The organism is Achromobacter mucicolens, from assembly GCF_902859725.1.
In the GTDB taxonomy this organism is placed as follows: domain Bacteria; phylum Pseudomonadota; class Gammaproteobacteria; order Burkholderiales; family Burkholderiaceae_B; genus Achromobacter; species Achromobacter mucicolens.
Window position 1 is genome coordinate 138,847 of the sequence record NZ_CADIJP010000008.1, and the last position, 23,777, is coordinate 162,623.

The following is a 23,777-nucleotide window of genomic DNA, read 5'->3' on the forward strand; positions in this document are numbered from 1 at the left end:
CAACTCTGGGAGATCACGATGGCATCTCGGTTTTCGCGTGTCTTGGCCTGCGGCGCTGCCGCGGTGGTGATGGCCTGTGGCACATTCAGTGCGGCCATGGCCCGCGACCTGGTGATTGGACTGAAGACCGAGCCGTCTTCGATGGATCCGCAATACCACGCGTTGACGCCGAACACGCAGATCTCCCAAACCATTTTCGATACGCTTGTCGCCACCGACGCGCAGCTCAAGCCCCAGCCGTCGCTGGCGGAATCCTGGACGGTCGATGGCAAGGTCTGGACCTTCAAGTTGCGCCCGAACGTCAAGTTCTCCGATGGCACGCCGTTTACCGCCGAGGACGTCGTGTTCACATACGACCGCGTGCCGAAGGTGCCCAACAGCCCCTCGCCGTTCACGCTGTATCTGGGATCTGTCGCCAAGACCGAAGCGGTCGATCCGATGACGATCCGAATCACCACCAAGGACGTCGCGCCCAATCTGCTGGTGAACCTGGCGCAGCTGCCCATCATGTCGAAGAAGGCCGCGTCTGGCCCCGCCGCGGAAGGCAAGACGACGACTGAATTGAACAGCGGCGACGGCCTCATCGGGACGGGGCCCTACAAGTTCGTGTCCTGGAAGCGCGGCGCGGAGTTCGTGCTGGCCCGCAACGATAACTATTGGGGCAAGAAACCCGAATGGGATCGCGTGGTCTATCGTCCGATCAGTAACGCCGCCGCGCGCGTGGCTGCGCTGCTGGCGGGCGACGTGGACATGATCGAAGATCCTCCCACCGACGACCTGCCCAAGCTCAAGTCGGACAAGAAGCTCTTTGTCGAGGAAACGCCGTCGGTGCGTGTGGTGTACGTGGCGCTGGACCAGTACGCGGAGCCCTCGCCCGGCGTGCAGGGCACTGACAAGAATCCGATGAAGGACAAGCGCGTGCGCGAGGCCTTGTCGCTGGCGATCAATCGCGATGCGCTGGTCGAACGCGTGATGGGCGGCGTCGCCCTGCCGGCGGGCAACCTGCTGCCGTATCCGATGTTCGGCGCCAGCAAGGAACATTCGAAGGCGCCCAAGGCCGATGTGGAAAAGGCCAAGGCGCTGCTCAAGGAAGCGGGCTACCCCAACGGGTTTTCGATCACGTTGGGCTCGCCGTCCGGCCGGTACGTCAACGATTCGAAGGTGGCGCAGGCCATTGCATCGATGTGGACGCGCATCGGCGTGAAGACCAGCGTGGATGCGATGGCGCCCCCGGTGTTCTTCAAGAACCGCGACAGCTATTCGTTCTCGGCTTATCTGGCGGGCTGGTCGGTGACCAGCGGTGAAATGTCGAACGCGCTGACGTCGCTGCTGATGACGCGCAACCCGGAAGCGGGCCAGGGCACGACGAACCGCAGCCGCTACTCCAACCCCAAGATGGACGAACTGGTGAAGCAGGCTTCGTCCACGATGGATGACGCCAAGCGCGCGGAGCTGCTGTCCACGGCAAGCAACATCGCCATGGATGATTTCGCCATGCTGCCTGTGCATTTCGAGCTGTCGGTCTGGGCGATGAAGAACGACATCCGCTATCAAGGCCGTCCGGATCAGGTCACCTTGGCGCAGAACGCTACGCTGAAGAAGTAAGCGCGCCGGGCGATATCTCGTGCTTGCAACCATTGTCAGACGGCTGCTGCAGACCATCGTCGTCATGCTTGTCATGTCGGCGTTGGTCTTTGCCGGCATTTACATGGTCGGCGATCCGGTCTCGATGCTGGCCAGTCCGGAAGCGACCGAGGCGCAGCGCGCCGCGATCAGTGCATCGCTGGGGCTGGACCAGCCCTTGTGGCGGCAGTACCTGATCTTCATGAGCCAGGCCGTGCGCGGCGATTTCGGGAATAGTTTCCTGACCGGCGAGCCGGCCATGCACCTGATCCTGGAGCGCATGCCGGCGACGGTCGAGCTGGCCTGTGTGGCCATGCTGCTGTCGGTGCTGATCGGCGTTCCGCTCGGCATCCTGGCGGGTTTGAAGCCAGCAGCGGTGGGCTCGCGCGCGATCATGACGGGCTCTGTGCTGGGGTTTTCGCTTCCCAATTTCTGGGTGGGGCTGATGCTCATCATGGTGTTTGCGGTGATGCTGGGCTGGGTGCCGGCCGGCGGCCGTGGCGACACGGTCAGCATCGGCTCGCTGCAACTGAGCGTGCTGACGCTGGACGGCTGGCTGAGCCTGGCCCTGCCTGCCGCGACCATCGCGTTTGCCAAGTGCGCGATGATCATCCGCGTGACGCGGGCCGCCACGCGCGAAGCGCTGCCCATGGACTACATCAAGTTCGCGCGCGCCAAGGGCCTGTCTGAAAAGCGCGTCCTGGGCGTGCATCTGCTCAAGAACATCCTGATTCCCGTGGTGACGGTGGCCGGCCTGGAGTTCGGTCAGGTGATGGCATTTGCCGTCGTGACGGAGACCGTGTTTTCGTGGCCGGGCATGGGCAAGCTGCTGATCGATTCCATCATCAACCTGGATCGGCCGGTGGTGGTGGCGTATCTGCTGCTGATCGTTTTCTTCCTGGTCATGTTGAATCTGGTGGTGGACATCATCTACACGGTGCTGGACCCCCGCGTACGCATGGATAGCCGCCGATGATGAATACGCCCGCCACCGCTGCCTCGCCCCCGGCGCCGACGAAAGAGCAGTCGCCCTGGCGCCGTTTCGTGTCGGACTTCTTTGCCAGCAAGCTGGCCACGCTGGGTCTGGTGATGCTGGTCGTGATCGTGGGGGCGGCGCTGCTGGCGCCGTGGATCGCGCCGCAGAATCCCTATGATCTGGCCAGCCTGGACATCATGGATTCGAAGCTCAAGCCGGGCAGCGAAAGCGGGGACGGTTCGATGCGGCATTGGCTGGGCACCGACGGCCAGGCGCGCGACCTTTTTTCCGCCATTCTTTACGGCATGCGCACGAGCCTGATGGTGGCCACGGTGTCGGTGCTGGCCGCCTTTGGCATCGGCGCCACCGTGGGGCTGATTGCCGCGTACTTTGGCGGACGCATCGACGCCCTGCTGATGCGGGTTGTGGATATCCAGTTGTCGTTCCCGGCGATCCTGGTGGCGCTGATGCTGCTGGCCATTTTGGGCAAGGGTGTGGATAAGGTGATCATCGCGCTCATCGTCGTGCAATGGGCGTATTTTGCGCGGGCCGCGCGTGGCGCGGCGCTGGTCGAGCGCGGCAAGGAATACGTGGAGGCGGCGCGGTGCATGTCGCTGTCGTGGTCGCGCGTGTTGTTCCGGCACGTGCTGCCGAACTGCATGCCGCCGCTCATCGTGATCGCTACGATCGACCTGGCGCATGCGATTGCGCTGGAGGCAACGCTGTCGTTCCTGGGCGTGGGCGTGCCGGTCACCGAGCCGTCGCTGGGCATGCTGATCTACAACGGCTTCGAGTATCTGCTTTCCGGCCAGTATTGGATTTCGTTCTTTCCCGGCATTGCGCTGGCGCTGGCCATCATCGCCATCAACCTGGTGGGCGACCACCTGCGCGATGTGCTCAACCCGCGGCACGCAAATTGAGGACGGGGGCGATGCAGACGAACGCGGCGCAGCGATCCCTGCCAGGTCCGGCCCCAGTGCTCGAGGTGCATGGCCTGAAGACGCATTTCTTCACGCGCAATGGCGCGGTCAAGGCTGTGGATGGCGTGGACCTGACGCTGGCCGAAGGAGAGATCCTGGGACTGGTGGGCGAGTCCGGATCGGGCAAGAGCATCACGGGTTTTTCGTTGATGGGCCTGCTGGATGAGCCCGGCCGCATCGTCGACGGTGTTCTCAGGCTCAACGGTGAGGACTTGCGCGCGGCCACGCCTGCACGATGGCGTCAGTTGCGGGGACAGGAGATCGCGATGATCTTCCAGGATCCGATGATGACGCTCAATCCGGTACTGCGGGTGGACACGCAGATGATCGAGGCGGTGCAGGCGCACGCCAAGGTCTCGCGCGAAGCGGCGCGAAAGCGCGCGCTGCAGACACTGGCGATGGTGGGCATTCCTTCTCCGGAAGAGCGCCTGCGGACGTATCCGCATCAGCTGTCCGGCGGCATGCGCCAGCGGGTGGCGATCGCCATTGCGCTTCTGAATTCGCCGCGCCTCATCATTGCGGACGAGCCCACGACCGCGCTGGACGTCACGATACAAGGGCAGATTCTGTTCGAAGTGCAGAAGCTCTGCCGCGAAACGGGCACGGGCCTCATCTGGATCACGCATGACCTGGCCGTGGTGGCGGGCCTGGCCGACCGTGTGTCGGTGATGTATGCGGGCCGTGTCGTGGAAACGGGCAGCACCGAGGCGGTCATCAGCCATCCGATGCATCCGTACACGCATGGGTTGATCGCGTCGATTCCGACGCCTGCGTCGCGAGGCAAGCCGCTGGTGCCGATTCCCGGCATGACGCCGTCGCTCTTGAACCTGCCGCAGGGCTGTGCATTCCGGGGGCGCTGTCCACGCGCGACGGACGCGTGTCTGGCCGAACCGCCGCCTGTCGAAGTCCGCCCGGCGCAATGGGTGCGCTGCTGGCATGCCGGAGCGCCGGACACGTTATGACCGAAGCTGCAATCAGTCCCACGCCGATCCTCGCGCTGAACGAAGTCGAACTACGCTTCGTGCAACCGGTGGATTTGGCCGGCCGTATCGCCAACCTGCTGGGTGCGGGCTTGAAGACGCAGGTGGTGCACGCCGTGGCGGGCGTCGACCTGGCGGTCACGCCCGGCGAAGTGATCGGCATCGTTGGCGAATCGGGCTGTGGAAAATCCACATTGGGCCGCATCGTGTCGGGCATTCTGCCGCCCACCGCAGGACAGGTGCACTATCAGGGCAGGCCCGTGCATGCCATGAAGGGCGCCGAGCGGCGCGCGTACGAGCTGGGCGTGCAGATGATCTTTCAGGATCCGTACGCGTCCCTGAATCCGCGCATGCGGGTGCGCGACATCATCGGCGAAGCGCCTGCGGCGCATGGCCTGATTGCCTCGCGCGACAAGTTGGAGTACGTGGCCGGGCTGATGCGTCAGGTGGGCCTGGATCCGAGCTTTGCACAGCGTTATCCCCATCAGTTCTCGGGCGGCCAGCGCCAGCGCATCGGCATTGCGCGGGCGCTGGCGCTCAAGCCTTCAGTGATCGTCTGCGACGAGGCAGTGGCTGCGCTGGATGTGTCGATCCAGGCGCAGGTGCTGAACCTGTTCGAACAACTGCGCGCGGACCTGGACCTGACGTATCTGTTCATCAGCCACAATCTCAGCGTCGTGAGCCACATTTCGGATCGCGTGGCGATCATGTATCTGGGACGCATCGTCGAACTGGCCGATACCGATACGGTCTTCGCGCGCGCCAACCATCCTTACACGCAGGCGCTGCTCAAGGAGCTGCCCACCCTGACGCCCGGGCGACGGGCGTATCAACCCATTCGCGGCGAGCTGCCCTCGCCGCTGGATCCGCCCTCCGGTTGCGCGTTTCACCCCAGATGTCCCCATGCGATGCCGCGCTGCAAGGCGGAGCGCCCGCTCCTGCGGGAAGTGGCGCCCGGGCAGTTCAGCGCCTGCCATTTGAACGATGGCGCCTGACCTGCGCCGAAAAAGGGCTGGACGCGGGGCGCGGGGCGGCGCGAGAATTCCCGCACAGGCAAGCCTTTTGCGCATGCGCCATCCATCCACCCAGACAGCTTATCCACAGCCATGAAAACCATTGCCGAAATCGAACGCGTACACGGGGACCTGACTGCGCTGCGGCGCGATATCCATGCCCATCCCGAACTGGCGTTTCAAGAAACGCGCACGTCCAACCTGGTGGCCGAGCGCCTGCGCGGCTGGGGGCTGGAAGTCCACACGGGGCTGGGGAAAACCGGTGTAGTGGGCATTCTGCGCGCCGGCAGCGGCGGCAAGACCATCGGCCTGCGCGCCGACATGGATGCGCTGCCGATGCCTGAGCACAACCGGTTTGCCCACAAGTCCACGATCAGCGGGCGCATGCATGGCTGCGGCCACGATGGCCACACGACGATGCTGCTGGGCGCCGCGCAGTATCTGTCGACGCATCGCAATTTTGATGGCACGGTGGTTTTCATCTTCCAGCCGGCCGAGGAAGGCGGCAACGCCGGCGCGCGCGCCATGATGCAGGACGGGCTGTTCGACAAGTTTCCCTGCGATGCGGTCTTCGGCATCCACAACATGCCCGGCATGCCGGTGAATCAATTCGGGTTCCGGTCCGGCCCCACGATGGCCTCCAGCAATCGCTGGGACATCGTCATCAAGGGTGTCGGCGGCCACGCCGCGCAGCCGCATTCGTCGGTCGACCCCATCATCGTCGCCGCCGACATGGTGCATGCGCTGCAGACGGTCATTTCGCGCAGCAAGAATCCGCTGGAGCAGGCGGTGCTGTCGATCACGCAGATCCACGCAGGCGATGCCTACAACGTGATTCCCGGCGAAGCCGTGCTGCGCGGCACGGTGCGCACGTATTCGGTGGAAACGCTGGACAAGATCGAAGCCGACATGCGGCGCATCGCGACCACCTTGCCGCAGGTGTATGGCGGCACGGGCGAGCTGGATTTCGTGCGTGCGTATCCGCCTCTCGTGAACTGGGAAAAGGAAACTGCCTTTGCGGCGAAGGTCGCCGAAGACGCCTTTGGCGCGGAGAACGTGCTGCGCGACATGCCGCCGTTCATGGGGGCGGAGGACTTTTCGTTCTTCCTGGAATCCGTGCCGGGCTCGTATTTGTTCCTGGGCAATGGCGACGGCGACCACCGCATGGAAACCTATCACGGCATGGGTCCGTGCCAGCTGCACAATCCCAACTACGACTTCAACGACGCGTTGCTGCCGGTGGGCGCGACGTACTGGGTGAAGCTGGTCGAAGCGTTCTTGCCGGCCCGGTAACGACCGATCCGCTATTTGTTTATATGCGGTTGGCCATGAAGCCGCGGGGCGCCCCCGCGGCTTTTTGCTATATGACGTAAAGCTTTGATCAAACGCCGATAACTTCGTTTGAGATGGATGGCGGCGTTTTCATAATCGGTCGTTCCTGCCATGCCGATAAGGCGAACCGGAGCGACCGATGTCCCAGAGCAATGCCTTGCGGCGCGAAGCGCACGCCGCCTCCCAACCTGACACGCAAACGTTTGACGTGCGCCCCCTGCCCGGTCCGCTTGGCGCGGAGGTCATCGGCCTGGATCTGTCGCGTGAACTGGCGCCTGCCGATTTTGCCCGCGTGCACAAGGCGCACCTGGACCATCACCTGCTGGTGTTTCGCAACCAGCGCATCACGCCGCAGCAGCACATCGATTTCAGCCGCCGCTTCGGCCGCCTGATGATCCACGTGTTGCACCAATTCCATCTGCCCGGCCATCCCGAGATCCTGACGGTCTCGAACATCGTGGAAGACGGCAAGCCGATCGGTCTGGGCGACGCGGGCAAATACTGGCATTCGGATATCTCGTACAAGGAACTGCCCAGCCTGGGTTCGCTGCTGCACGCGCAGGAACTGCCTGCCGAAGGCGGAGACACCTTGTTCGCGAACATGCACCTGGCCTACGACACGCTCCCGCAGGCGCTCAAGAACGCTATCGACGGCAAGCGCGGCGTGCATTCCTATCTGGCGCAATATGGCCAACTGCAGAAGGAAGGCAACTGGCGCCCGAATCTGAGCGCAGCGCAGATTGCGCAGGTGCAGGAGGTGGTGCATCCGGTGGTGCGCACGCACCCCGAGAACGGCCGGCGCGCGCTGTTTGTGAGCGAAGGATTCACCACCCGGATCGAGGGCCTGCCGGATGACGAAAGCCGGGCGTTGCTGAACGAGTTGTTTATCCACAGCGTGCGGCCAGAACATATCTACCGCCACCAGTGGCAGCCGCATGACCTGGTGTTCTGGGACAACCGGTCGCTGATCCACCTGGCCGGCGGCACGCCCGATCACCTGCGCCGCAAGCTCTACCGCACGACGATCGAAGGCGATGCGCCCTTCTGACACCGCGCTCATGACCTCACACCACTTATCCACAAGGAACGCCATGCGTTTGACCTCCACGCTACGGGATCGACTGGTCCAGACCGCCACGGGCGCCGGCCTGGCGCTGATGCTCGCCGTGCTGGCGCTGGCTTCGCCCACGCCCGCCCAGGCCGAAGGACGCATCCGGATTGCCGAGCAATACGGCATCGTCTATCTGCTGCTGAACGTCGCACGGGACCAGCAGCTGATCGAAAAGCATGGCAAAGCCGAAGGTGTGGATATCTCGGTCGAATGGGCCAAGCTGTCCGGCGGCTCGGCCGTGAACGATGCGCTGCTGTCCGGGGCTGTGGATATCGCGGGGGCGGGCGTGGGACCGCTGTTGACGATCTGGGATCGCACGCACGGCAAGCAGAACGTGAAGGGCGTGGCGTCGCTGGGCAACTTCCCGTACTACCTGGTGACCAACAATCCGAACGTGAAGACGATTGCCGACTTCACGGACAAGGATCGCATCGCCGTGCCGGCGGTGGGGGTGTCGGTGCAATCGCGTGTGCTGCAACTGGCATCGGCCAAGCTGTGGGGCGATGCGCAGTACAACAAGCTGGACAAGATCTCGGTGGCGCTGCCGCACCCTGACGCGGCGGCGGCCATCATCGCCGGCGGCACGGAAATCACGGGCCATTTCGGCAATCCGCCCTTCCAGGAGCAGGAACTGGCCGAAAACCCGAAGGCGCGCATCGTGCTCAATTCGTACGACGTGCTGGGCGGGCCCAGTTCGTCCACCGTGCTCTTTGCCACCGAGAAATTCCGCCGCGAGAATCCCAAGACCTACAAGGCCTTCCAGGAAGCGTTGAAGGAGGCGGCCAGTTTTGCGGCGGCCAATCCGGAACAGGCGGCGGACATCTATCTGCGGGTCACGGGCGCCAAGCAGGACCGCGACTTCCTCATCAAGGTCATCAAGAATCCCGACGTGCAGTTCAAGCTGGCGCCTCAGAACACGTACGCGCTGGCGCAGTTCATGCACAAGGTCGGCGCGATCAAGAATGCGCCGGCAAGCTGGCGCGACTACTTCTTCGACGATCCTGTCACGGCACAGGGAAGCTGACATGCCCGTGAGCCGCGCCACCCCTGTGGATAACGTTGATCGGCCCACGCCTTTGCTGGCTGTGGATAAGGTGTCGATCGAATATAAGACGCGTGAACGGCGGGTGCGGGCGACCCATCAGGTCAGCTTCGACGTGCATGGCGCCGAGCGATTCATCCTTTTGGGGCCGTCCGGCTGCGGGAAATCGACCCTGCTCAAGGCGATCGCCGGATTCATCGAACCGACCGAGGGACGGATCGCGATCGACGGCAAGACCGTGCAAGGTCCGGGCCCGGACCGCATCGTGGTATTCCAGGAGTTCGACCAGCTGCCGCCGTGGAAGACGCTGCGCCAGAACGTGGCGTTTCCGCTGGTGGCGTCGCGCAAGCTCAATCGGCGCGAGGCCGACGAACGGGCGATGCACTACCTGGACAAGGTCGGACTGGCGGCGTTTGCCGATGCGTATCCCCACACGCTTTCCGGCGGCATGAAGCAGCGCGTGGCCATTGCGCGGGCGCTGGCCATGCAGCCGCGCGTGCTGCTGATGGATGAGCCGTTTGCGGCGCTGGATGCGCTGACGCGGCGGCGCATGCAGGAAGAACTGATGGCGCTGTGGGACGACGTGCGGTTCACGCTGCTGTTTGTCACGCATTCGATCGAAGAAGCGCTGGTGCTGGGCAGCCGCATTCTGTTGCTGTCCCCGCATCCGGGCCGTGTGCGCGCCGAACTGAATGCGCATGCCTTTGACCTGCACAGCCAGGGATCGGCCGCCTTCCAGGCGGCGTCGCGCCGCATTCACGACCTGTTGTTCGATACCCCGCCGCTGGCTCAGGCCGAGCGTGCGGCGGCATGAAAGGAGCGCGCATGAGCATCGGCCATGCCGGATCGGCGTTCATCCGCCCCGAGGTGGAATACGACCTGCCGCCCCTGCCCCCGCAAGCCGCCGAGACGCCGCTGCCTTGGCACGAGCGGGTGTGGCAGCATGCCAGCGTGCGCAAGGGGGTGATTCTTGCCCTGTTGGCGGGGCTTTGGGAACTGGCGGCGCGCTATACCGACAACGATCTGCTTTTGCCCGGGGCTTGGCAGACAGCCCAGGCTTTTGTGCAAGGCGTGACCAGCGGCGAGCTGCTGGCGCGCGCCGGGCAATCGCTGCGGGTGCTGGTGCAGGGCTATCTGGCGGGTGTGGTGCTGGCCTTCGTGCTGACGACGCTGGCGGTGTCCACGCGGTTCGGCCGCGATCTGCTGTCCACCCTGACGGCGATGTTCAACCCCTTGCCTGCGATTGCCCTGCTGCCGCTGGCGTTGCTGTGGTTCGGGTTGGGCGAAGGCAGCCTGGTGTTCGTGCTGATCCACTCCGTGCTGTGGGCGTTGGCGCTGAACATGTATGCGGGCTTTCTGGGGGTGTCTGACACCCTGCGGATGGCGGGGCGCAATTACGGGCTGACCGGGTTGCGCTATGTGCTGCAGATTCTGGTGCCGGCCGCCCTGCCCGCCATTCTGGCCGGCTTGAAGATTGGTTGGGCGTTTGCGTGGCGCACGCTGATCGCCGCGGAGCTGGTGTTTGGCGCATCCAGCGGCAAGGGCGGGCTGGGCTGGTACATCTTTCAGAACTGCAACGAGTTATACACAGACCGGGTGTTCGCAGGCCTGGCCGCGGTGGTCATCATTGGCCTGCTTGTGGAAAACCTGGCGTTTGATACGCTGGAACGGTTGACGGTTCGGCGTTGGGGAATGCAGCGGTGATGGTTGCAGTGATCGAGCGATCAGAATGAAAACGGATCGCCGCGACGGTGCTTGGGAGGTAGCGTAGGCCCGCAATCGGATAGCACCGGCAGCTATCTTTTGCCGGCAGATCCATCTTTGCGCAGCAGCCCTTCCAGCAGCCCTTCCAGCAGCGCTTGAACCGGCCGCGATGTCTTCCCGGCATCCGAGCACACTAGGCCGAACTCGCGGTGGATTACTGGCACCAGCGGCATCACGCGCAGGCCGCGCTGCTCAACGGGCAAGGTCGATTCAGGCACCAACGCCACGCCCATGCCTTCGCGCACCAGTACGCAAGCGCTGGCCCAATCGCGCACAGTCACCCGCAAGTCTGACAGGTGCAGGCCTGCTTGTTCGACCAGCCTCTGCCCATTCACGGCGCAGCCGCCGGTGGCGAGGATGAAGGGCTGCGCGGCCAGTTCTTCCAGCGTGACGCCGCTCTCGCTAGCGCGACGCCCCAGCGGATGGCTGGCCGGCAACACCGCCACCCAGGCATCGTGCCCTAGCATCGCCGCCGCCCGGCTCGGCGCGGGGTTCAGCACCACACCCAAATCAACGGTGCCGGTGGCCAACCAGTCTTCCACTTCCTCGTCTGTGCCTTCCAGTGCCACCAGTTCGATGCCGGGATGACGGCGTTGGAAGTCGCGCAGCAGGCCGGGCAGCAACGTCGAAATCACCGACGGAAAGCTCGCCAGACGGATGCGCCCGCCGCTCAATCCTTGGCTGTCATCGGCCAGTACACGGATGGCGTCAAGCCGTTCCAGCATGGCGCTCGCGTGCTCGATGACCTGCTCGCCCAGCGCCGTGACGCCGACATGCCGCGGCTCCCGGGAGAACACCTGGAAACCCAGCGCGGCTTCCAACTGGGCGATGGCCTGGCTGGCACCGGACTGGGTGATGCCCACGCGCTCAGCAGCTCGCGAGATGTTGCCCACCTCGGCCACGACCACCAGCAAGCGCCAGTGCAGGAGGTTCATCATGATTTTCAGTAGTTCAGCTAATACATTAAAGATTAAACATTAATTTTACAGAACTGCTCTCCGCAAGCACATTGGCATGCAGCGCACGCAACGTCCCGCGCGACTGGCTTTCAACTTCCCATCGGAGTCTTCATGAAGCTGTATTACGCCCCCTATACCTGCTCGCTTTCCCCGCACATCGTGCTGCGCGAACTAGACCTGCCATTCGAGCTGGTCAAGGTAGACAATAAAACCAAACAGACCGCCGACGGCCGCGACTTCCGCTCCGTAAACCCAAAGGGCTACGTCGCCGCGTTGGAACTGGACGATGGCCAAGTCCTGACCGAAGGCCCGGCCATCGTGCAGTACCTAGCCGACCTCAAGCCGGAGAACGGACTGGCACCAGCTGCGGGCACCTCGGAGCGGGTGCGCCTGCAAGAGTGGCTGAACTTCGTCACCAGCGAAATCCACGCTGGTTCGGCTCCGCTGTTCAACGCTGCGTTACCCGAGGAAGCCAAAGCGTTTTTCCGCGAAAAACTGTTCAAGCGATTCGACTACCTGCAAGACACCCTGGCGCGGCAGGAATATTTGGCCGGTGCAGCTTTCAGCGTGGCCGATGCCTACCTGTTCACCGTGCTGGGCTGGTGCACTTTCTTCTCTATCGACCTCAGCCGCTGGCCTGCGCTGCCGGCCTATGTGAAGCGGGTCGGCGCTCGGCCTGCCGTGCAGGCCGCGTTACGGGCCGAAGCCTTGCAGTAGCGACGAGAGGGCGCGATGCAATTTCGGCATCTGCGCTGCTTCCTGGCGGTTGCCGAAGAACTGCTCTTCGACCGTGCAGCGGAGAAGTTGCATATCAGGCAATCACCGCGGCGAAATGCGGGGCTGGAGTCAGGGTGAAATGAAAAAGGGGGCGGCCATGATGATGCCGCCCCCTTTTCTTACGATTGGCGCGTAACGTTTACAGCTTCAACCCCAGCGCCTTGGCCACGCCTTCGGCATAGGCCGGGTCGGCCTTCTTGAAGTGGTCCAGCTGGCGGCGCTGGATGACTTCCGGCACGCCCGCCATGTGGCGGCCGATGTTGCCAAAGAGCTGTTCCTGCTGCGCCGGCGTCATCAGGCGGAACAACGCGCCTGGCTGCGAGTAGTAGTCGTCGTCGACCCGATGGTTCCAGCGGGCCGCGGCCTGGCCGTCCAGCGCCAGCGGCGGTTCGGCGGCGGACGGGGTTTCCTTCCACTCGCCCGCGCTGTTGGGCTCGTAGTTGATCGTGGCGCCGGCGTTGCCATCCACGCGGCCCGCGCCGTCGCGATGGAAGCTGTGGAACGGGCACTTGGGCGCGTTCACCGGGATCTGGTGATGGTTGATGCCCAGGCGATAGCGGTGCGTGTCGCCGTACGAGAACAGGCGTCCCTGCAGCATCTTGTCCGGCGAGAAGCCGATGCCCGGCACCACGTTTGCCGGCGTGAACGCAGCCTGCTCGACCTCGGCGAAGTAGTTTTCGGGGTTGCGGTTCAGTTCCAGCACGCCGACTTCGATCAGCGGATAGTCGCCATGCGGCCAGACCTTGGTCAGGTCAAAGGGGTTGATGTGATACGTCGCCGCTTCGGCTTCGGGCATGATCTGCACCTTCAGCGTCCACTTCGGGAAGTTGCCCTCTTCGATGTTCTGGAACAGGTCGCGCTGCGAGCTTTCGCGGTCATGGGCGACGACCTGCGCGGCTTCCTCGTCCGTCAGACAGGCGATGCCCTGCTGCGACTTGAAATGGAACTTCACGTAGAAGCGCTCGTTGTTGGCGTTGATGAAGCTGAACGTGTGCGAGCCGAATCCGTGCTGTTGGCGCAGGTTGGCGGGGATGCCGCGATCGCTCATCAGCGTGGTGACCTGATGCAGGGATTCGGGGTTGAGCGACCAGAAGTCCCAGGCGGCCGTGGCGTTGCGCAGGTTGGTCTTCGGATCGCGCTTCTGGGTGTGGATAAAGTCGGGGAACTTCAGGGGGTCGCGGATGAAGAAGACCGGCGTGTTGTTGCCCACCAGGTCCCAGTTGCCTTCCTCGGTGTAGAACTTGATCGCAAATCCGCGCACGTCGCGTTCGGCGTCGGCGGCGCCGCGTTCGCCGGCGACCGTCGAAAAGCGCAGAAACAGCGGCGTCTGCTTGCCGACCTGGGAAAAGATCTTGGCGCGGGTGTAGCGGCTGATGTCGTGGGTGACGGTAAAGGTGCCGTAGGCGCCGGAGCCCTTGGCGTGGACGACGCGCTCGGGGATGCGTTCGCGGTCGAAGTGGGCAAGTTTTTCAATGAGCCAGAAATCTTCCAGCAGGGCGGGACCGCGGGGGCCGGCGGTCAAGGTGTTGTTGTTGTCCGGCACTGGGGCGCCCGAGGCGGTGGTCAAAGGCTTCTTGTCGGTCATGGCACACTCCCTAAGTCATTCCTGGATGTCGCGGATCCGCCTTGCGGGCCGCGCGCGTTGCAGCAAAAACTCCGGCGGGCAGGACGCCGGAGGGCAAATTCAGAGCCATCATAGGTGCCATGGTTGGCTGTGTGAAGTTGATTGATCCTGCTTTGGCGATAAGTAATACCTATGTATAAGCCTTGTGGGCATGGAAAGTGCTGAGCGTGCCCTCCGCGTTTCAGTCGCAACGGGCGAAAAAAAACCGGCCTCGAAAGGCCGGTTTCTTGTTTCTGAAGGGCGATCAGCGATTGGCCGCCACTTCCGACTTCTTCTGGATGGCGCGGGTGATGGACCACTGCTGTGCAATCGACAGGATGTTGTTGACGCACCAGTACAGCACCAAGCCGGCCGGGAAGAAGAACATCATCCCGCCGAACACCAGCGGCATGATCATCATGACCTTGGCCTGGATGGGATCCGGCGGCGTCGGGTTCAGTTTGATCTGCAGGAACATGGTCGCCATCATGATGGCGGGCAGAATGAAGAACGGATCGCGGACGGACAGGTCGTGCACCCACAGGATCCACGGCGCGCCGCGCATTTCCACGCTGGCCAGCAGCACCCAGTACAGCGAGATGAACACCGGAATCTGAACCACCATCGGCAAGCAGCCGCCCAGCGGGTTGATCTTCTCGGTGCGGTACATCTCCATCATGGCCGCATTGAGTTTCTGCTTGTCGTCGCCGTACTTTTCCTTCAGGGCCTGCAGGCGCGGAGCCACCTGCTTCATGCGGGCCATCGAGCGGTAGCTGGCGGCGGCCAGGGGGTAGAACACGGCCTTGATCAGCACGGTCAGCGCGACGATCGTCCAGCCCCAGTTGCCCAGGATGGAATGCAGCCAGGTCATCAGGGTAAAGAGCGGCTTGGCGATGATGGTCAGCCAGCCGTAGTCGACGACCAGTTCCAGGCCCGGAGCCAGCGCGGCCATGGCCTTCTGGTCTTGCGGACCGACCCACAGATGCGAGTCGACACGTGCGGCGGCGCCCGGGGCGATCTCGCCGACGGCTTCGATGCTGCGGCCGGCGTACAGGTTCGGCTGGACTTCGAGCAGTTCGTTCGTGCGCGGCTTGCCTTGCGGGGGCACCCAGGCCGTGGCGAAGTAGTGCTGGACCACGGCGATCCAGCCGTTGTCCGCCTGCTTGATGTAGCTGGCCTTCTTCTTCTGGATGTCGCTGAACGTGCTCTTCTGGAACTTGTCCTGTTCCGAGTAGACGGCAAAGCCCGTGAACGTGTGATAGAAGCTGGACGTATCGGCCGGATCGTTGCCGTCGCGCTCGATCTGCAGATACAGGGACGGGGCCACGGGGGCGGCGCCGACGTTGGCCAGGTCATGGCGCACGTCGATGTCGTAGCGGCCGCGATGCAGGGTGAACGTCTTGGTGACCTTCACGCCGCCGGATTCGCCTTCGAACGTGACGACCAGGTTGTCGCCGGTCAGTTCGCGTTCTTGCGAGACCAGGCGGAACGGCGTCTGGTGCGTGGGGAAGCTCTGGCCGCTGGGTGCGCCGACCACGCCGGTCTGCACCACGTAGTTCAGGCCCGCCGAGCGGTCCAGAAGCACCGTGGGCTTGTCGGGCTGGCCGGTGGCCGGATACTTCAGCAGCTCGGCGCGAACCAGCTGGGCGCCCATCGTGTCGAAGGTCAGGCGCAGCACGTCGGTGGTGATGACGACTTCTTCGGAACGTGTGGGGACGGGGGTAGCGGCGCCAGGCACTGTGGAGGCCGGCGCGGCGGTCGCGGTCGGCGCGCTGGGCACGGACGGCGTCGCATTGTTGGCGGCAGCCGGAGATTCGGTCGTGCTGGCCGCGGGCGGGGCCCCGAACAGCGACGGCTTGCCGTTATGGATTTGCCAGTTGTTCCAAAGGAGCAACAGCGAAAAGGAAAAAATCATCCAGAGGACGGTTCGTCGGATATCCATGGTGCCTACTGAAGTGAATACGGGCCAGCAAAGCCCGCCAGTTTAGCGTCAATCGTGCTCGATGCGGTGGCTGTGGGAGCAGCACGGGGCGTCGTTGGTTCCCTTGGCCGGCGGAACAGGATCCAGCCCGCCGGGTGACCAGGGATGGCACCGGCCTATGCGCCGGACCGCCATCCAGAAGCCGCGCCATGCACCGTGGCGCTCGATCGCTTCGATCGCGTACGCCGAGCAGGTCGGAGTAAAACGGCACTGCCTGCCAATCCAGGGACTCAGGAAAAACCTGTAGAACCGGATCGGGGCAATGAGTAGAGCCTTGATCATCGCGCGATGCGCTCAAAGTGAGCGTCCACTTCGGCTCTGGCGGCGCGTTTAAGCGCCGTGAGCGTGGCGGGAGCGACCTTGCTGTGCAGGCGCACGACGTAATCTTTCGCCGGCAGCGCCAGGCGCCGATGGCGGAACGCTTCACGGATGACCCGCTTCAAGGCGTTGCGCGTGGTAGCGTGGGCGGCAAACCGCTTGGCGATGACGAGCCCCAGGCGAGCACAGGCGTCCTGGCCGGGAGGCAGATCATTGGGAGCCGCGCTCACAATGAAGAATGCCCCTCGGGCAAGACGCCGGCCTTTGAGGGCGGCGGCAAACTCGGAGGGGCGATGCAGCCGCGCCTCCGGAGGAAGCGTGGAGCGCGGCATGGACTGCGGGTCAGGCGGTTGCGCGGAACCGGGACAGGATTGCGAGAGGTCTTGCAATATGGTCGGTCCGTGCGAAAGTCAGATTCCGGAAAACCGGAAAACTGGACTTAGACGGCCAGACGCTTGCGGCCCTTGGCGCGACGGGCGCTCAGGATCGCGCGGCCAGCGCGGGTTTTCATGCGCACGCGAAAGCCATGGGTGCGCTTGCGGCGGGTAACGGAAGGTTGGTAGGTGCGTTTCATGGACGATCCACAAAAAGAACAAAGTCAGAAGGGACCTGCCCGGAGGGTTCCACGTCGCGCTAAGCAGAAGCGGGTATCTAGGAGCATTTTTGCAACGGGTTTCGCAACCGGTGCAAAAAACGACTCTAAGACGGGGCTCTGTACCGAGAATTTCATCTCGGGCGACCTATTCAGCAAAGCTAAAAACCGGACAAATTGCTCTTGTAGGAGCGTGTCCGGCCAGCTTTCTGCGAAACCTTCTGACAGACAGAATTCGGAAAAGCCCACCATTTCAGCAAGTTTTCCCTGTCTTGTCAAACAGTTAAGGGGGCGCCATGTAGACGCTTATGGCCCTCCCTGTGGATAACCCCAGCCCAGGCAAGGTAGAATCGAGGTTTGAATAAGAGCGACATGAAAGAATTCTGGCAGACCTGCGTCAGTCGTCTTGAGCAGGAACTCCCCCCCCAACAAATCAGCGCGTGGATACGACCGCTGGTCCCGCTTGCGTACGACGAAACGCAGGCGGTGCTGCGCGTTGCCGCGCCCAACCGCTTCAAGCTGGATTGGGTGCGCAAGAACTTTTCCCACCAGATCGAAGCGTTGGCCGCGGAGTGGTTCAAGCGTCCGGTGCAGGTTCTGTTCGAGCTGCCTTCGCACGGCGCCGCACCGCGCATGCCGGTCGCGCCCGTGCGCGCCCAGCAGCCCGCCCAGCAACCGCACCTGTCCGCGGCTCCCCCCTCCGGCGCCGCGCCGCCAGTGACCGTCACCGTGACGACCGCGCCGCCGGCGCCCGCCACGACCGCCGCTGCGCAGGCCGTGAACGCGGACGCCGCCAACATCGTGTACGAGCGGTCGCGCCTGAACACCGACCTCACGTTCGAGAACTTCGTGACCGGTAAGGCCAACCAGCTCGCGCGCGCCGCCGCGCTGCAGGTCGCCGAAAACCCGGGCACCTCGTACAACCCGCTGTTCCTGTATGGCGGCGTCGGCCTGGGCAAGACCCACCTGATCCACGCCATCGGCAACGCCATGGTCGCGGCGGGCACCGGGGTGCGCGTGCGCTACGTGCATGCGGACCAGTATGTGTCCGACGTGGTGAAGGCCTATCAGCGCAAGGCGTTCGACGACTTCAAGCGTTACTACCATTCGCTCGATCTGCTGCTGATCGACGATATCCAGTTCTTCTCCGGCAAGAACCGCACGCAGGAAGAATTCTTCTACGCGTTCGAGGCGATGGTTGCGCAGCGCAAGCAGATCATCATCACCAGCGATACGTATCCGAAGGAACTGTCGGGCATCGACAGCCGCCTGATCTCGCGCTTCGACTCGGGCCTGACGGTGGCCATCGAGCCGCCGGAACTGGAGATGCGCGTGGCGATCCTGCTGCGCAAGGCCGAGTCCGAAGGCGTGCCCATGCCCGAGGAAGTGGCGTTCTTCATCGCCAAGCATCTGCGCAGCAACGTGCGCGAACTGGAAGGCGCGCTGCGCAAGGTGCTTGCCTATGCGCGTTTCCACGGCCGCGACGTGCTGACGGTCGATGTCTGCAAGGAAGCGCTGAAGGATCTGCTGTCGGTGTCCAACGGCCAGATCACCGTCGAAAACATCCAGAAGACGGTGGCGGACTTCTACAAGATCAAGGTCGCCGACATGTACTCGAAACGCCGGCCGGCCAATATCGCCTTGCCGCGCCAGGTCGCGATGTACCTGGCCAAGGAGCTGACCCAGAAAAGCCTGCCGGAAATCGGCGATTTATTCGGCGGCCGTGATCACACCACGGTGCTGCACGCCGTTCGCAAGATTTCCGATGCCCGCGCCAAGCAAGCGGAGCTCAACCATACCCTGCACGTGTTGGAACAAACTCTAAAAGGATGAACATGCAACTCGTACAAACCACACGCGATGCATTGCTGAAACCGCTGTCGACTGTGGCGGGCATCGTCGAAAGACGTCATACCCTGCCCATTCTTGCGAACATCCTGATGCGCAAGGAAGGCAACAAGGTTGCCTTCATTGCGACCGACCTGGAAGTGCAGATCACCACGCACGCCGACTTTGGTGTCGGCCAGGACAACGAGTCCACCACGGTGGCCGCGCGCAAGCTGCTGGACATCCTGAAAGCCCTGCCCGATACCGGCGACGTGCGCCTGGCCCTGGCCAGCAACAAGCTGTCGGTGCAATCCGCCAAGAGCCGCTTTGCGCTGCAGACGCTGGCCGCCAGCGAGTTCCCCACCGTCGCTCAGCCCGAGCAGTGGGACGTGTCGCTGACCATGCCGCAGCGCACCCTGCGCCACCTGTTCAACATGGTGCATTTCGCCATGGCCCAGCAGGACATCCGCTACTACCTGAACGGCATGCTGCTGGTGTTTGAACCGGGCCGCGTGCGCGCCGTGGCCACCGACGGTCACCGCCTGGCGCATTGCTCGACCGAAGCCGACGGCATCGCCGAGCGCCACGAAGTCATCGTGCCGCGCAAGACCGTGCTAGAAATGCAGCGCCTGCTGGAAGACTCCGACGAGACCGTCTCCATCGACGTGGCGCCGGGCCAGATCCGTTTCCGTTTTGGCGACGTCGAGCTGGTCTCCAAGCTGGTCGAAGGCAAGTTCCCCGATTTCACGCGCGTGATCCCCACGAACTACACGCGCCATTTCCTCGTCGGCCGCGAAGCGCTTCAGGGCAGCCTGCAGCGCGCCGCCATCCTGACCACGGACAAGTTCAAGGGCGTGCGCCTGCAACTGGCGCAGAACCAGATGAAGATCTCGTCCTCGAACGCCGAGCAGGAAGAGGCGCAGGAAGAAATCGACATCGACTACAGCCATGAAGCGCTGGACGTGGGCTTTAACGTCGGCTACCTGCTCGACGTGCTGTCCAACGTGAAGGTCGACAACATCCAGTGGTCGGTCATGCCCGATGCCAACGCGTCGGCGCTCATCACCCTGCCCGAAGACGACCAGTTCAAGTACGTCGTCATGCCCATGCGGATCTGATCCGCACTCCCCCCGTGGGTTTGTGCCGCTTGCGGACCGGTTGGTCCGCGGGCGGTCCGGCCGCCAGGCCGTTCTTTAAAGCGTTATCGATACAGACATGTCAGATCAGCAGAACACCACTCCCGAGACCAGCGGCTACGGCGCTGACTCGATCAAGATGCTCAAGGGGCTGGAGGCCGTGCGCAAGCGCCCCGGCATGTACATCGGCGACACGTCCGACGGCACGGGCCTGCACCACATGGTGTTTGAGGTCGTCGATAACGCCATCGACGAAGCCCTGGCCGGCTATTGCGACGACATCGTCGTCACGATCCACACCGACAATTCCATTTCCGTCACGGACAACGGCCGCGGCATCCCGACCGATATCCACAAGGACGACGAATTCCACCGCAGCGCGGCCGAAATCGTCATGACCGAACTGCACGCCGGCGGCAAGTTCGACCAGAACTCGTACAAGGTGTCCGGCGGCCTGCACGGCGTGGGCGTGTCCTGCGTGAACGCACTGTCCGAATGGCTGCGTCTCACCATCCGCCGCAACGGCCAGGTGCACCAGATGGAATTCCGCCAGGGCGAGCGCGTGGCGCCCCTGGCCGTGACCGGCACGACCGACAAGCGCGGCACCGAAGTGCGCTTCTTGGCCGATCCGATCATCTTCAACAACATCGAATACCACTACGAGATCCTCTCCAAGCGCCTGCGCGAGCTCTCGTTCCTGAACAACGGCGTCAAGATCCGCCTGATCGACCAGCGTCAGGGCAAGGAAGAGAACTTCGCCTTCTCGGGCGGCGTGAAGGGTTTCGTCGAATACATCAATCGCGCCAAGACCGTGCTGCATCCGAACGTGTTTTCGGTTAGCACCGAGTCCGCGGCCGGCGGCGTGTCCGTGGGCGTGGAAGTGGCGATGCAGTGGAACGACAGCTATAGCGAAAGCGTGCTGTGCTTTACCAACAACATCCCGCAGCGCGACGGCGGTTCGCACCTGACCGGCCTGCGCGCCGCGATGACGCGCATCATCAACAAGTACATCACCGACAACGAACTGGCCAAGAAGGCCAAGGTCGAGACGTCCGGCGACGACATGCGCGAAGGCCTGGCCTGCGTGCTGTCGGTGAAGGTGCCCGAGCCCAAGTTCAGCAGCCAGACCAAGGACAAGCTGGTGTCCAGCGAAGTGCGTCCGGCCGTTGAAGAAGCCGTGGCCCGCACGCTGGAAACCTGGCTGCTCGAACACCCGAACGACGCCAAGGCCCTGTGCAACAAGATCGTCGAGGCCGCCCGCGCCCGCGAAGCCGCGCGCAAGGCGCGCGAGATGACGCGCCGCAAGAGCGTGCTGGAAGGCGCCGGCCTGCCCGGCAAGCTGGCCGACTGCCAGGAGAAGGACCCCGCGCTGTGCGAGCTGTACATCGTCGAGGGCGACTCCGCAGGCGGCTCGGCCAAGCAAGGCCGCGACCGCAAGTTCCAGGCCATCCTGCCGCTGCGCGGCAAGGTGCTGAACGTCGAGAAGGCACGCTTTGACCGCCTGATCGCTAGCGAACAGATTGCCACGCTGATCACGGCGCTGGGCACCAGCATCGGCCCGGATTTCAACGTGGAAAAGCTGCGCTACCACCGCCTCATCATCATGACCGACGCGGACGTGGACGGCGCGCACATCCGCACCCTGCTGCTCACGCTGCTGTACCGCCAGATGCCCGAGCTGGTGCAGCGCGGCTATGTGTACATCGCTCAGCCGCCGCTCTATAAGGTCAAGGTTGGCCGCGAAGAGCGCTATCTGAAGGATGACCAGGAAGAAGCGCAGTTCATGCTGACGCTCGCCCTGAAGGACGCCGAGATCATCTCGGGCGGCAACATCATCCGCGGCGAAGAGCTGAACGACCTTGCCCGCCAGTACGTGGCGGCCGACGGCGTCATCGCGCGTCTGTCGCGCGTGTTCGACGTGGGCGCGCTGTCGGCCATGGCCGAAGGCGTGGAGATCAATCTGGATACGGCCGAGGCCGCCGCGGACTCCGCCAAGCGGTTGGCCGACGCGATGCGCGATCCCGTCAACGGCAACGGCGTCGAAGTCGTGCCGCAGTTCGACGAGGCCACCGAACGCCATCGCCTGTCCGTGCAGCGCATGCATCACGGCAACGTGCGCGTCAGCATCATCGACGCCGACTTCATCAATGGCTCGGATTACGCCATCCTGTCCAAGGCCGCCAAGAGCTTCCTGGGCAAGGTCGGTCCGCGCTCGCTGGCCGCCCGCGGCGAAGGTGACAAGCGCAAGGAGCAGCCGGTGTCCGACTTCCGCGAGGCTATGCAATGGCTGCGCAGCGAAGCCGACCGCAGCATCTCCAAGCAGCGCTACAAGGGTCTGGGTGAAATGAACCCCGAGCAGCTGTGGGAAACCACGATGGACCCGAAGGTGCGCCGTCTCCTGCGCGTGCAGATTGAGGACGCCATTGCGGCCGACGAAGTCTTCACCACGCTGATGGGCGACGACGTCGAACCGCGCCGCAACTTCATCGAAACGCACGCGCTGTCGGCGGGTAACATCGACGCCTGATCGCACGCCTGCTTTGTCACCAAAGGCCAGCCCGAGAGGGCTGGCCTTTGGTTTTGTGGCCCCGAGAGTCTTCCAGACTTGCCGCAACGGTGTCTGACACCCTGGGGAGATGATCGGGGGCTTGCGGTGGTGTCTCAGCGGGTGTCAGACACCTGGCTTACCTGGCCCTGGCGTCCCGCCGTAGCGCCCTTCTACCTGGGCGGCCGCGCCTTCAGGTCTCCCATTTCCTCCAGCATGAGCTGATGCGCGTAGCGTGAAAACACGCTGACCAGGCGCGTGCGCGTGTGATACGGCGGATACAGTAGCGCCACCGTGACCGGCACCGCCGGGCTGAACGGGCGGACCTCGACGCCGTTGGCTTCGTATTCCTCGCGTGCGGCCAGCGGGTTGATCAGCGCCACGCCCAGGCCCGCGCCCACCAGCGCGCAGACCGACGAACCCAGTCCGGCCTCGGCCACCGTGTGGCGTTCGACCTTGGCGGACTTGAAGACGGCGTCGATCTTTTCGCGCAGCGGCGTGCCGCTGGGAAAGGCGATGAAGGGCTCGCCCGCGAAGTCGGCGGGCTTGAGCTTTTTCAGTTTGGCCAGGCGGTGTCCGCGCGGCAGCACGGCCACGCAGCTCATCGTGAGGACGGGTTCGACCTGGATGCCTGGGGTTTCGCCCGACAGCATGGCCAGGCCAGTGTCGCAGAAGCCCGAACTGATCCAGTTGTGGACCGTGCTGGCGTTGCCCGAGTGGATCGCCACCATGACCTCCGGGTACTCGGTCTTGAAGGCGGCCACGATGCGCGCCAAGAGGCCGCCCGCCAGGCGCGGCATGGCGGCCACGCTCAGGCGGCTGGCGCTGAACGAGCGGATGCTGGCCGCCGCCGATTCCAGGCCGGCCAGGCCGATGAAGGTCTTTTCCACCTCTTGAAAGAAGCGCGAGCCGTCCTGGGTCGGACTGAGCCGGCTGCCATTGCGGTCGAACAAGGGAAACTGGGTGATGGCTTCCAATTGCGCAATTAAGCGGCTAACGTGCGGCTGCGAGGTATGCACTCGCCGGGCCGCCGCCGTCATGGAACCGGTCATCATGACGGCGCGGAACGCCTCGATGTGTCGCAAGCCCATCCGGGGAATGGCCATGTCAAATCCGTATAGAGGAATACTTGATTGGAACTGGATAAAACCATACTGCTAGTTGATACTTTTTGCCAGCCGCGGGGCTCATCGCGGGACGCGGCGGTCACCAGCAAGC

The 23,777-nt window shown here is 63.7% G+C and carries 21 protein-coding genes and 1 pseudogene; 15 read left to right on the top strand and 7 right to left on the bottom strand.

Annotated features, from left to right (window positions below; translation table 11 throughout):
- Window positions 1–18: 18 nt before the first annotated feature.
- The 10 genes from HV786_RS12160 (at window position 19) to HV786_RS12205 (ending at window position 10,761) form a co-directional block, all read left to right on the top strand.
- A complete protein-coding gene (locus HV786_RS12160; RefSeq protein WP_062839295.1) occupies window positions 19–1,605 on the top strand; it encodes an ABC transporter substrate-binding protein in 1,587 nt (528 codons plus the stop codon).
- A gap of 19 nt (window positions 1,606–1,624) precedes the next feature.
- Window positions 1,625–2,599, top strand: coding sequence for an ABC transporter permease (locus tag HV786_RS12165; protein WP_128829672.1), 975 nt, complete (start codon window positions 1,625–1,627; stop codon window positions 2,597–2,599).
- Window positions 2,599–3,519, top strand: coding sequence for an ABC transporter permease (locus tag HV786_RS12170; protein ID WP_056327777.1), 921 nt, complete (start codon window positions 2,599–2,601; stop codon window positions 3,517–3,519). The genes HV786_RS12165 and HV786_RS12170 overlap by 1 nt, the downstream gene beginning before the upstream one ends.
- A gap of 11 nt (window positions 3,520–3,530) precedes the next feature.
- Window positions 3,531–4,541 (top strand): ABC transporter ATP-binding protein, encoded by a 1,011-nt coding sequence (locus tag HV786_RS12175; protein WP_128829667.1) that lies wholly within the window; start codon window positions 3,531–3,533, stop codon window positions 4,539–4,541.
- Window positions 4,538–5,554, top strand: coding sequence for an ABC transporter ATP-binding protein (locus HV786_RS12180; protein WP_175210963.1), 1,017 nt, complete (start codon window positions 4,538–4,540; stop codon window positions 5,552–5,554). The genes HV786_RS12175 and HV786_RS12180 overlap by 4 nt, the downstream gene beginning before the upstream one ends.
- Before the next feature lie 111 nt (window positions 5,555–5,665).
- Window positions 5,666–6,865 (top strand): M20 aminoacylase family protein, encoded by a 1,200-nt coding sequence (locus tag HV786_RS12185; protein WP_062839298.1) that lies wholly within the window; start codon window positions 5,666–5,668, stop codon window positions 6,863–6,865.
- Window positions 6,866–7,043: 178 nt separating this feature from the next.
- Entirely contained in the window at window positions 7,044–7,952 is a 909-nt protein-coding gene (locus HV786_RS12190; RefSeq protein ID WP_175210965.1) for a TauD/TfdA dioxygenase family protein, read from the top strand.
- Window positions 7,953–7,995: 43 nt separating this feature from the next.
- Window positions 7,996–9,039, top strand: coding sequence for an ABC transporter substrate-binding protein (locus HV786_RS12195; RefSeq protein WP_128829674.1), 1,044 nt, complete (start codon window positions 7,996–7,998; stop codon window positions 9,037–9,039).
- A gap of 1 nt (window position 9,040) precedes the next feature.
- The gene (locus HV786_RS12200; RefSeq protein WP_175210967.1) at window positions 9,041–9,871 is read left to right on the top strand and encodes an ABC transporter ATP-binding protein; all 831 of its coding nucleotides are present in this window, start codon (window positions 9,041–9,043) and stop codon (window positions 9,869–9,871) included.
- Between the two features lie 11 nt (window positions 9,872–9,882).
- Window positions 9,883–10,761 (top strand): ABC transporter permease, encoded by an 879-nt coding sequence (locus HV786_RS12205; RefSeq protein WP_128829676.1) that lies wholly within the window; start codon window positions 9,883–9,885, stop codon window positions 10,759–10,761.
- Window positions 10,762–10,853: 92 nt separating this feature from the next.
- On the opposite strand, the gene HV786_RS12210 is transcribed toward HV786_RS12205, so the two are convergent.
- Entirely contained in the window at window positions 10,854–11,759 is a 906-nt protein-coding gene (locus HV786_RS12210; RefSeq protein ID WP_175210969.1) for a LysR family transcriptional regulator, read from the bottom strand.
- 132 nt (window positions 11,760–11,891) lie between these two features.
- Between HV786_RS12210 and gstA the strand changes: the two genes are divergently transcribed.
- Complete coding sequence (gene gstA, locus HV786_RS12215) at window positions 11,892–12,497, top strand: glutathione transferase GstA (RefSeq protein ID WP_128829677.1); 606 nt, start codon at window positions 11,892–11,894, stop codon at window positions 12,495–12,497.
- Window positions 12,498–12,512: 15 nt separating this feature from the next.
- Window positions 12,513–12,617, top strand: a pseudogene (locus HV786_RS12220) (LysR family transcriptional regulator); the annotation flags it as partial.
- Between the two features lie 79 nt (window positions 12,618–12,696).
- Here the strand turns inward: HV786_RS12220 and HV786_RS12225 are convergent.
- The 5 genes from HV786_RS12225 to rpmH all read right to left on the bottom strand — a co-directional run bounded on the left by HV786_RS12225 (window position 12,697) and on the right by rpmH (window position 17,033).
- Window positions 12,697–14,142, bottom strand: coding sequence for a catalase (locus tag HV786_RS12225; protein ID WP_056327640.1), 1,446 nt, complete (start codon window positions 14,140–14,142; stop codon window positions 12,697–12,699).
- A gap of 283 nt (window positions 14,143–14,425) precedes the next feature.
- A complete protein-coding gene (yidC, locus tag HV786_RS12230; protein ID WP_062839302.1) occupies window positions 14,426–16,102 on the bottom strand; it encodes a membrane protein insertase YidC in 1,677 nt (558 codons plus the stop codon).
- A gap of 48 nt (window positions 16,103–16,150) precedes the next feature.
- Window positions 16,151–16,423, bottom strand: coding sequence for a membrane protein insertion efficiency factor YidD (gene yidD, locus HV786_RS12235; RefSeq protein WP_128829678.1), 273 nt, complete (start codon window positions 16,421–16,423; stop codon window positions 16,151–16,153).
- A complete protein-coding gene (locus HV786_RS12240; protein ID WP_056327643.1) occupies window positions 16,420–16,791 on the bottom strand; it encodes a ribonuclease P protein component in 372 nt (123 codons plus the stop codon). The genes yidD and HV786_RS12240 overlap by 4 nt, the downstream gene beginning before the upstream one ends.
- 107 nt (window positions 16,792–16,898) lie before the next feature.
- Window positions 16,899–17,033, bottom strand: a complete 135-nt coding sequence (gene rpmH / locus HV786_RS12245; protein ID WP_006228069.1) for a 50S ribosomal protein L34 — start codon at window positions 17,031–17,033, stop codon at window positions 16,899–16,901.
- A 390-nt stretch (window positions 17,034–17,423) separates the two neighbouring features.
- On the opposite strand from rpmH, the gene dnaA reads away from it, so the two are divergent.
- From dnaA to gyrB, 3 genes are all read left to right on the top strand, one after another.
- Window positions 17,424–18,884 (top strand): chromosomal replication initiator protein DnaA, encoded by a 1,461-nt coding sequence (dnaA, locus tag HV786_RS12250; protein WP_152383045.1) that lies wholly within the window; start codon window positions 17,424–17,426, stop codon window positions 18,882–18,884.
- A 2-nt stretch (window positions 18,885–18,886) separates the two neighbouring features.
- The gene (gene dnaN, locus HV786_RS12255; RefSeq protein ID WP_056327779.1) at window positions 18,887–19,996 is read left to right on the top strand and encodes a DNA polymerase III subunit beta; all 1,110 of its coding nucleotides are present in this window, start codon (window positions 18,887–18,889) and stop codon (window positions 19,994–19,996) included.
- 97 nt (window positions 19,997–20,093) lie between these two features.
- Window positions 20,094–22,541 carry a DNA topoisomerase (ATP-hydrolyzing) subunit B gene (gene gyrB, locus HV786_RS12260; RefSeq protein WP_128829679.1) on the top strand — a complete coding sequence of 816 codons (2,448 nt, stop codon included), beginning with the start codon at window positions 20,094–20,096 and terminating at the stop codon, window positions 22,539–22,541.
- Between the two features lie 191 nt (window positions 22,542–22,732).
- On the opposite strand, the gene HV786_RS12265 is transcribed toward gyrB, so the two are convergent.
- Complete coding sequence (locus HV786_RS12265; protein WP_062839305.1) at window positions 22,733–23,665, bottom strand: LysR substrate-binding domain-containing protein; 933 nt, start codon at window positions 23,663–23,665, stop codon at window positions 22,733–22,735.
- Window positions 23,666–23,777 lie beyond the last annotated feature (112 nt).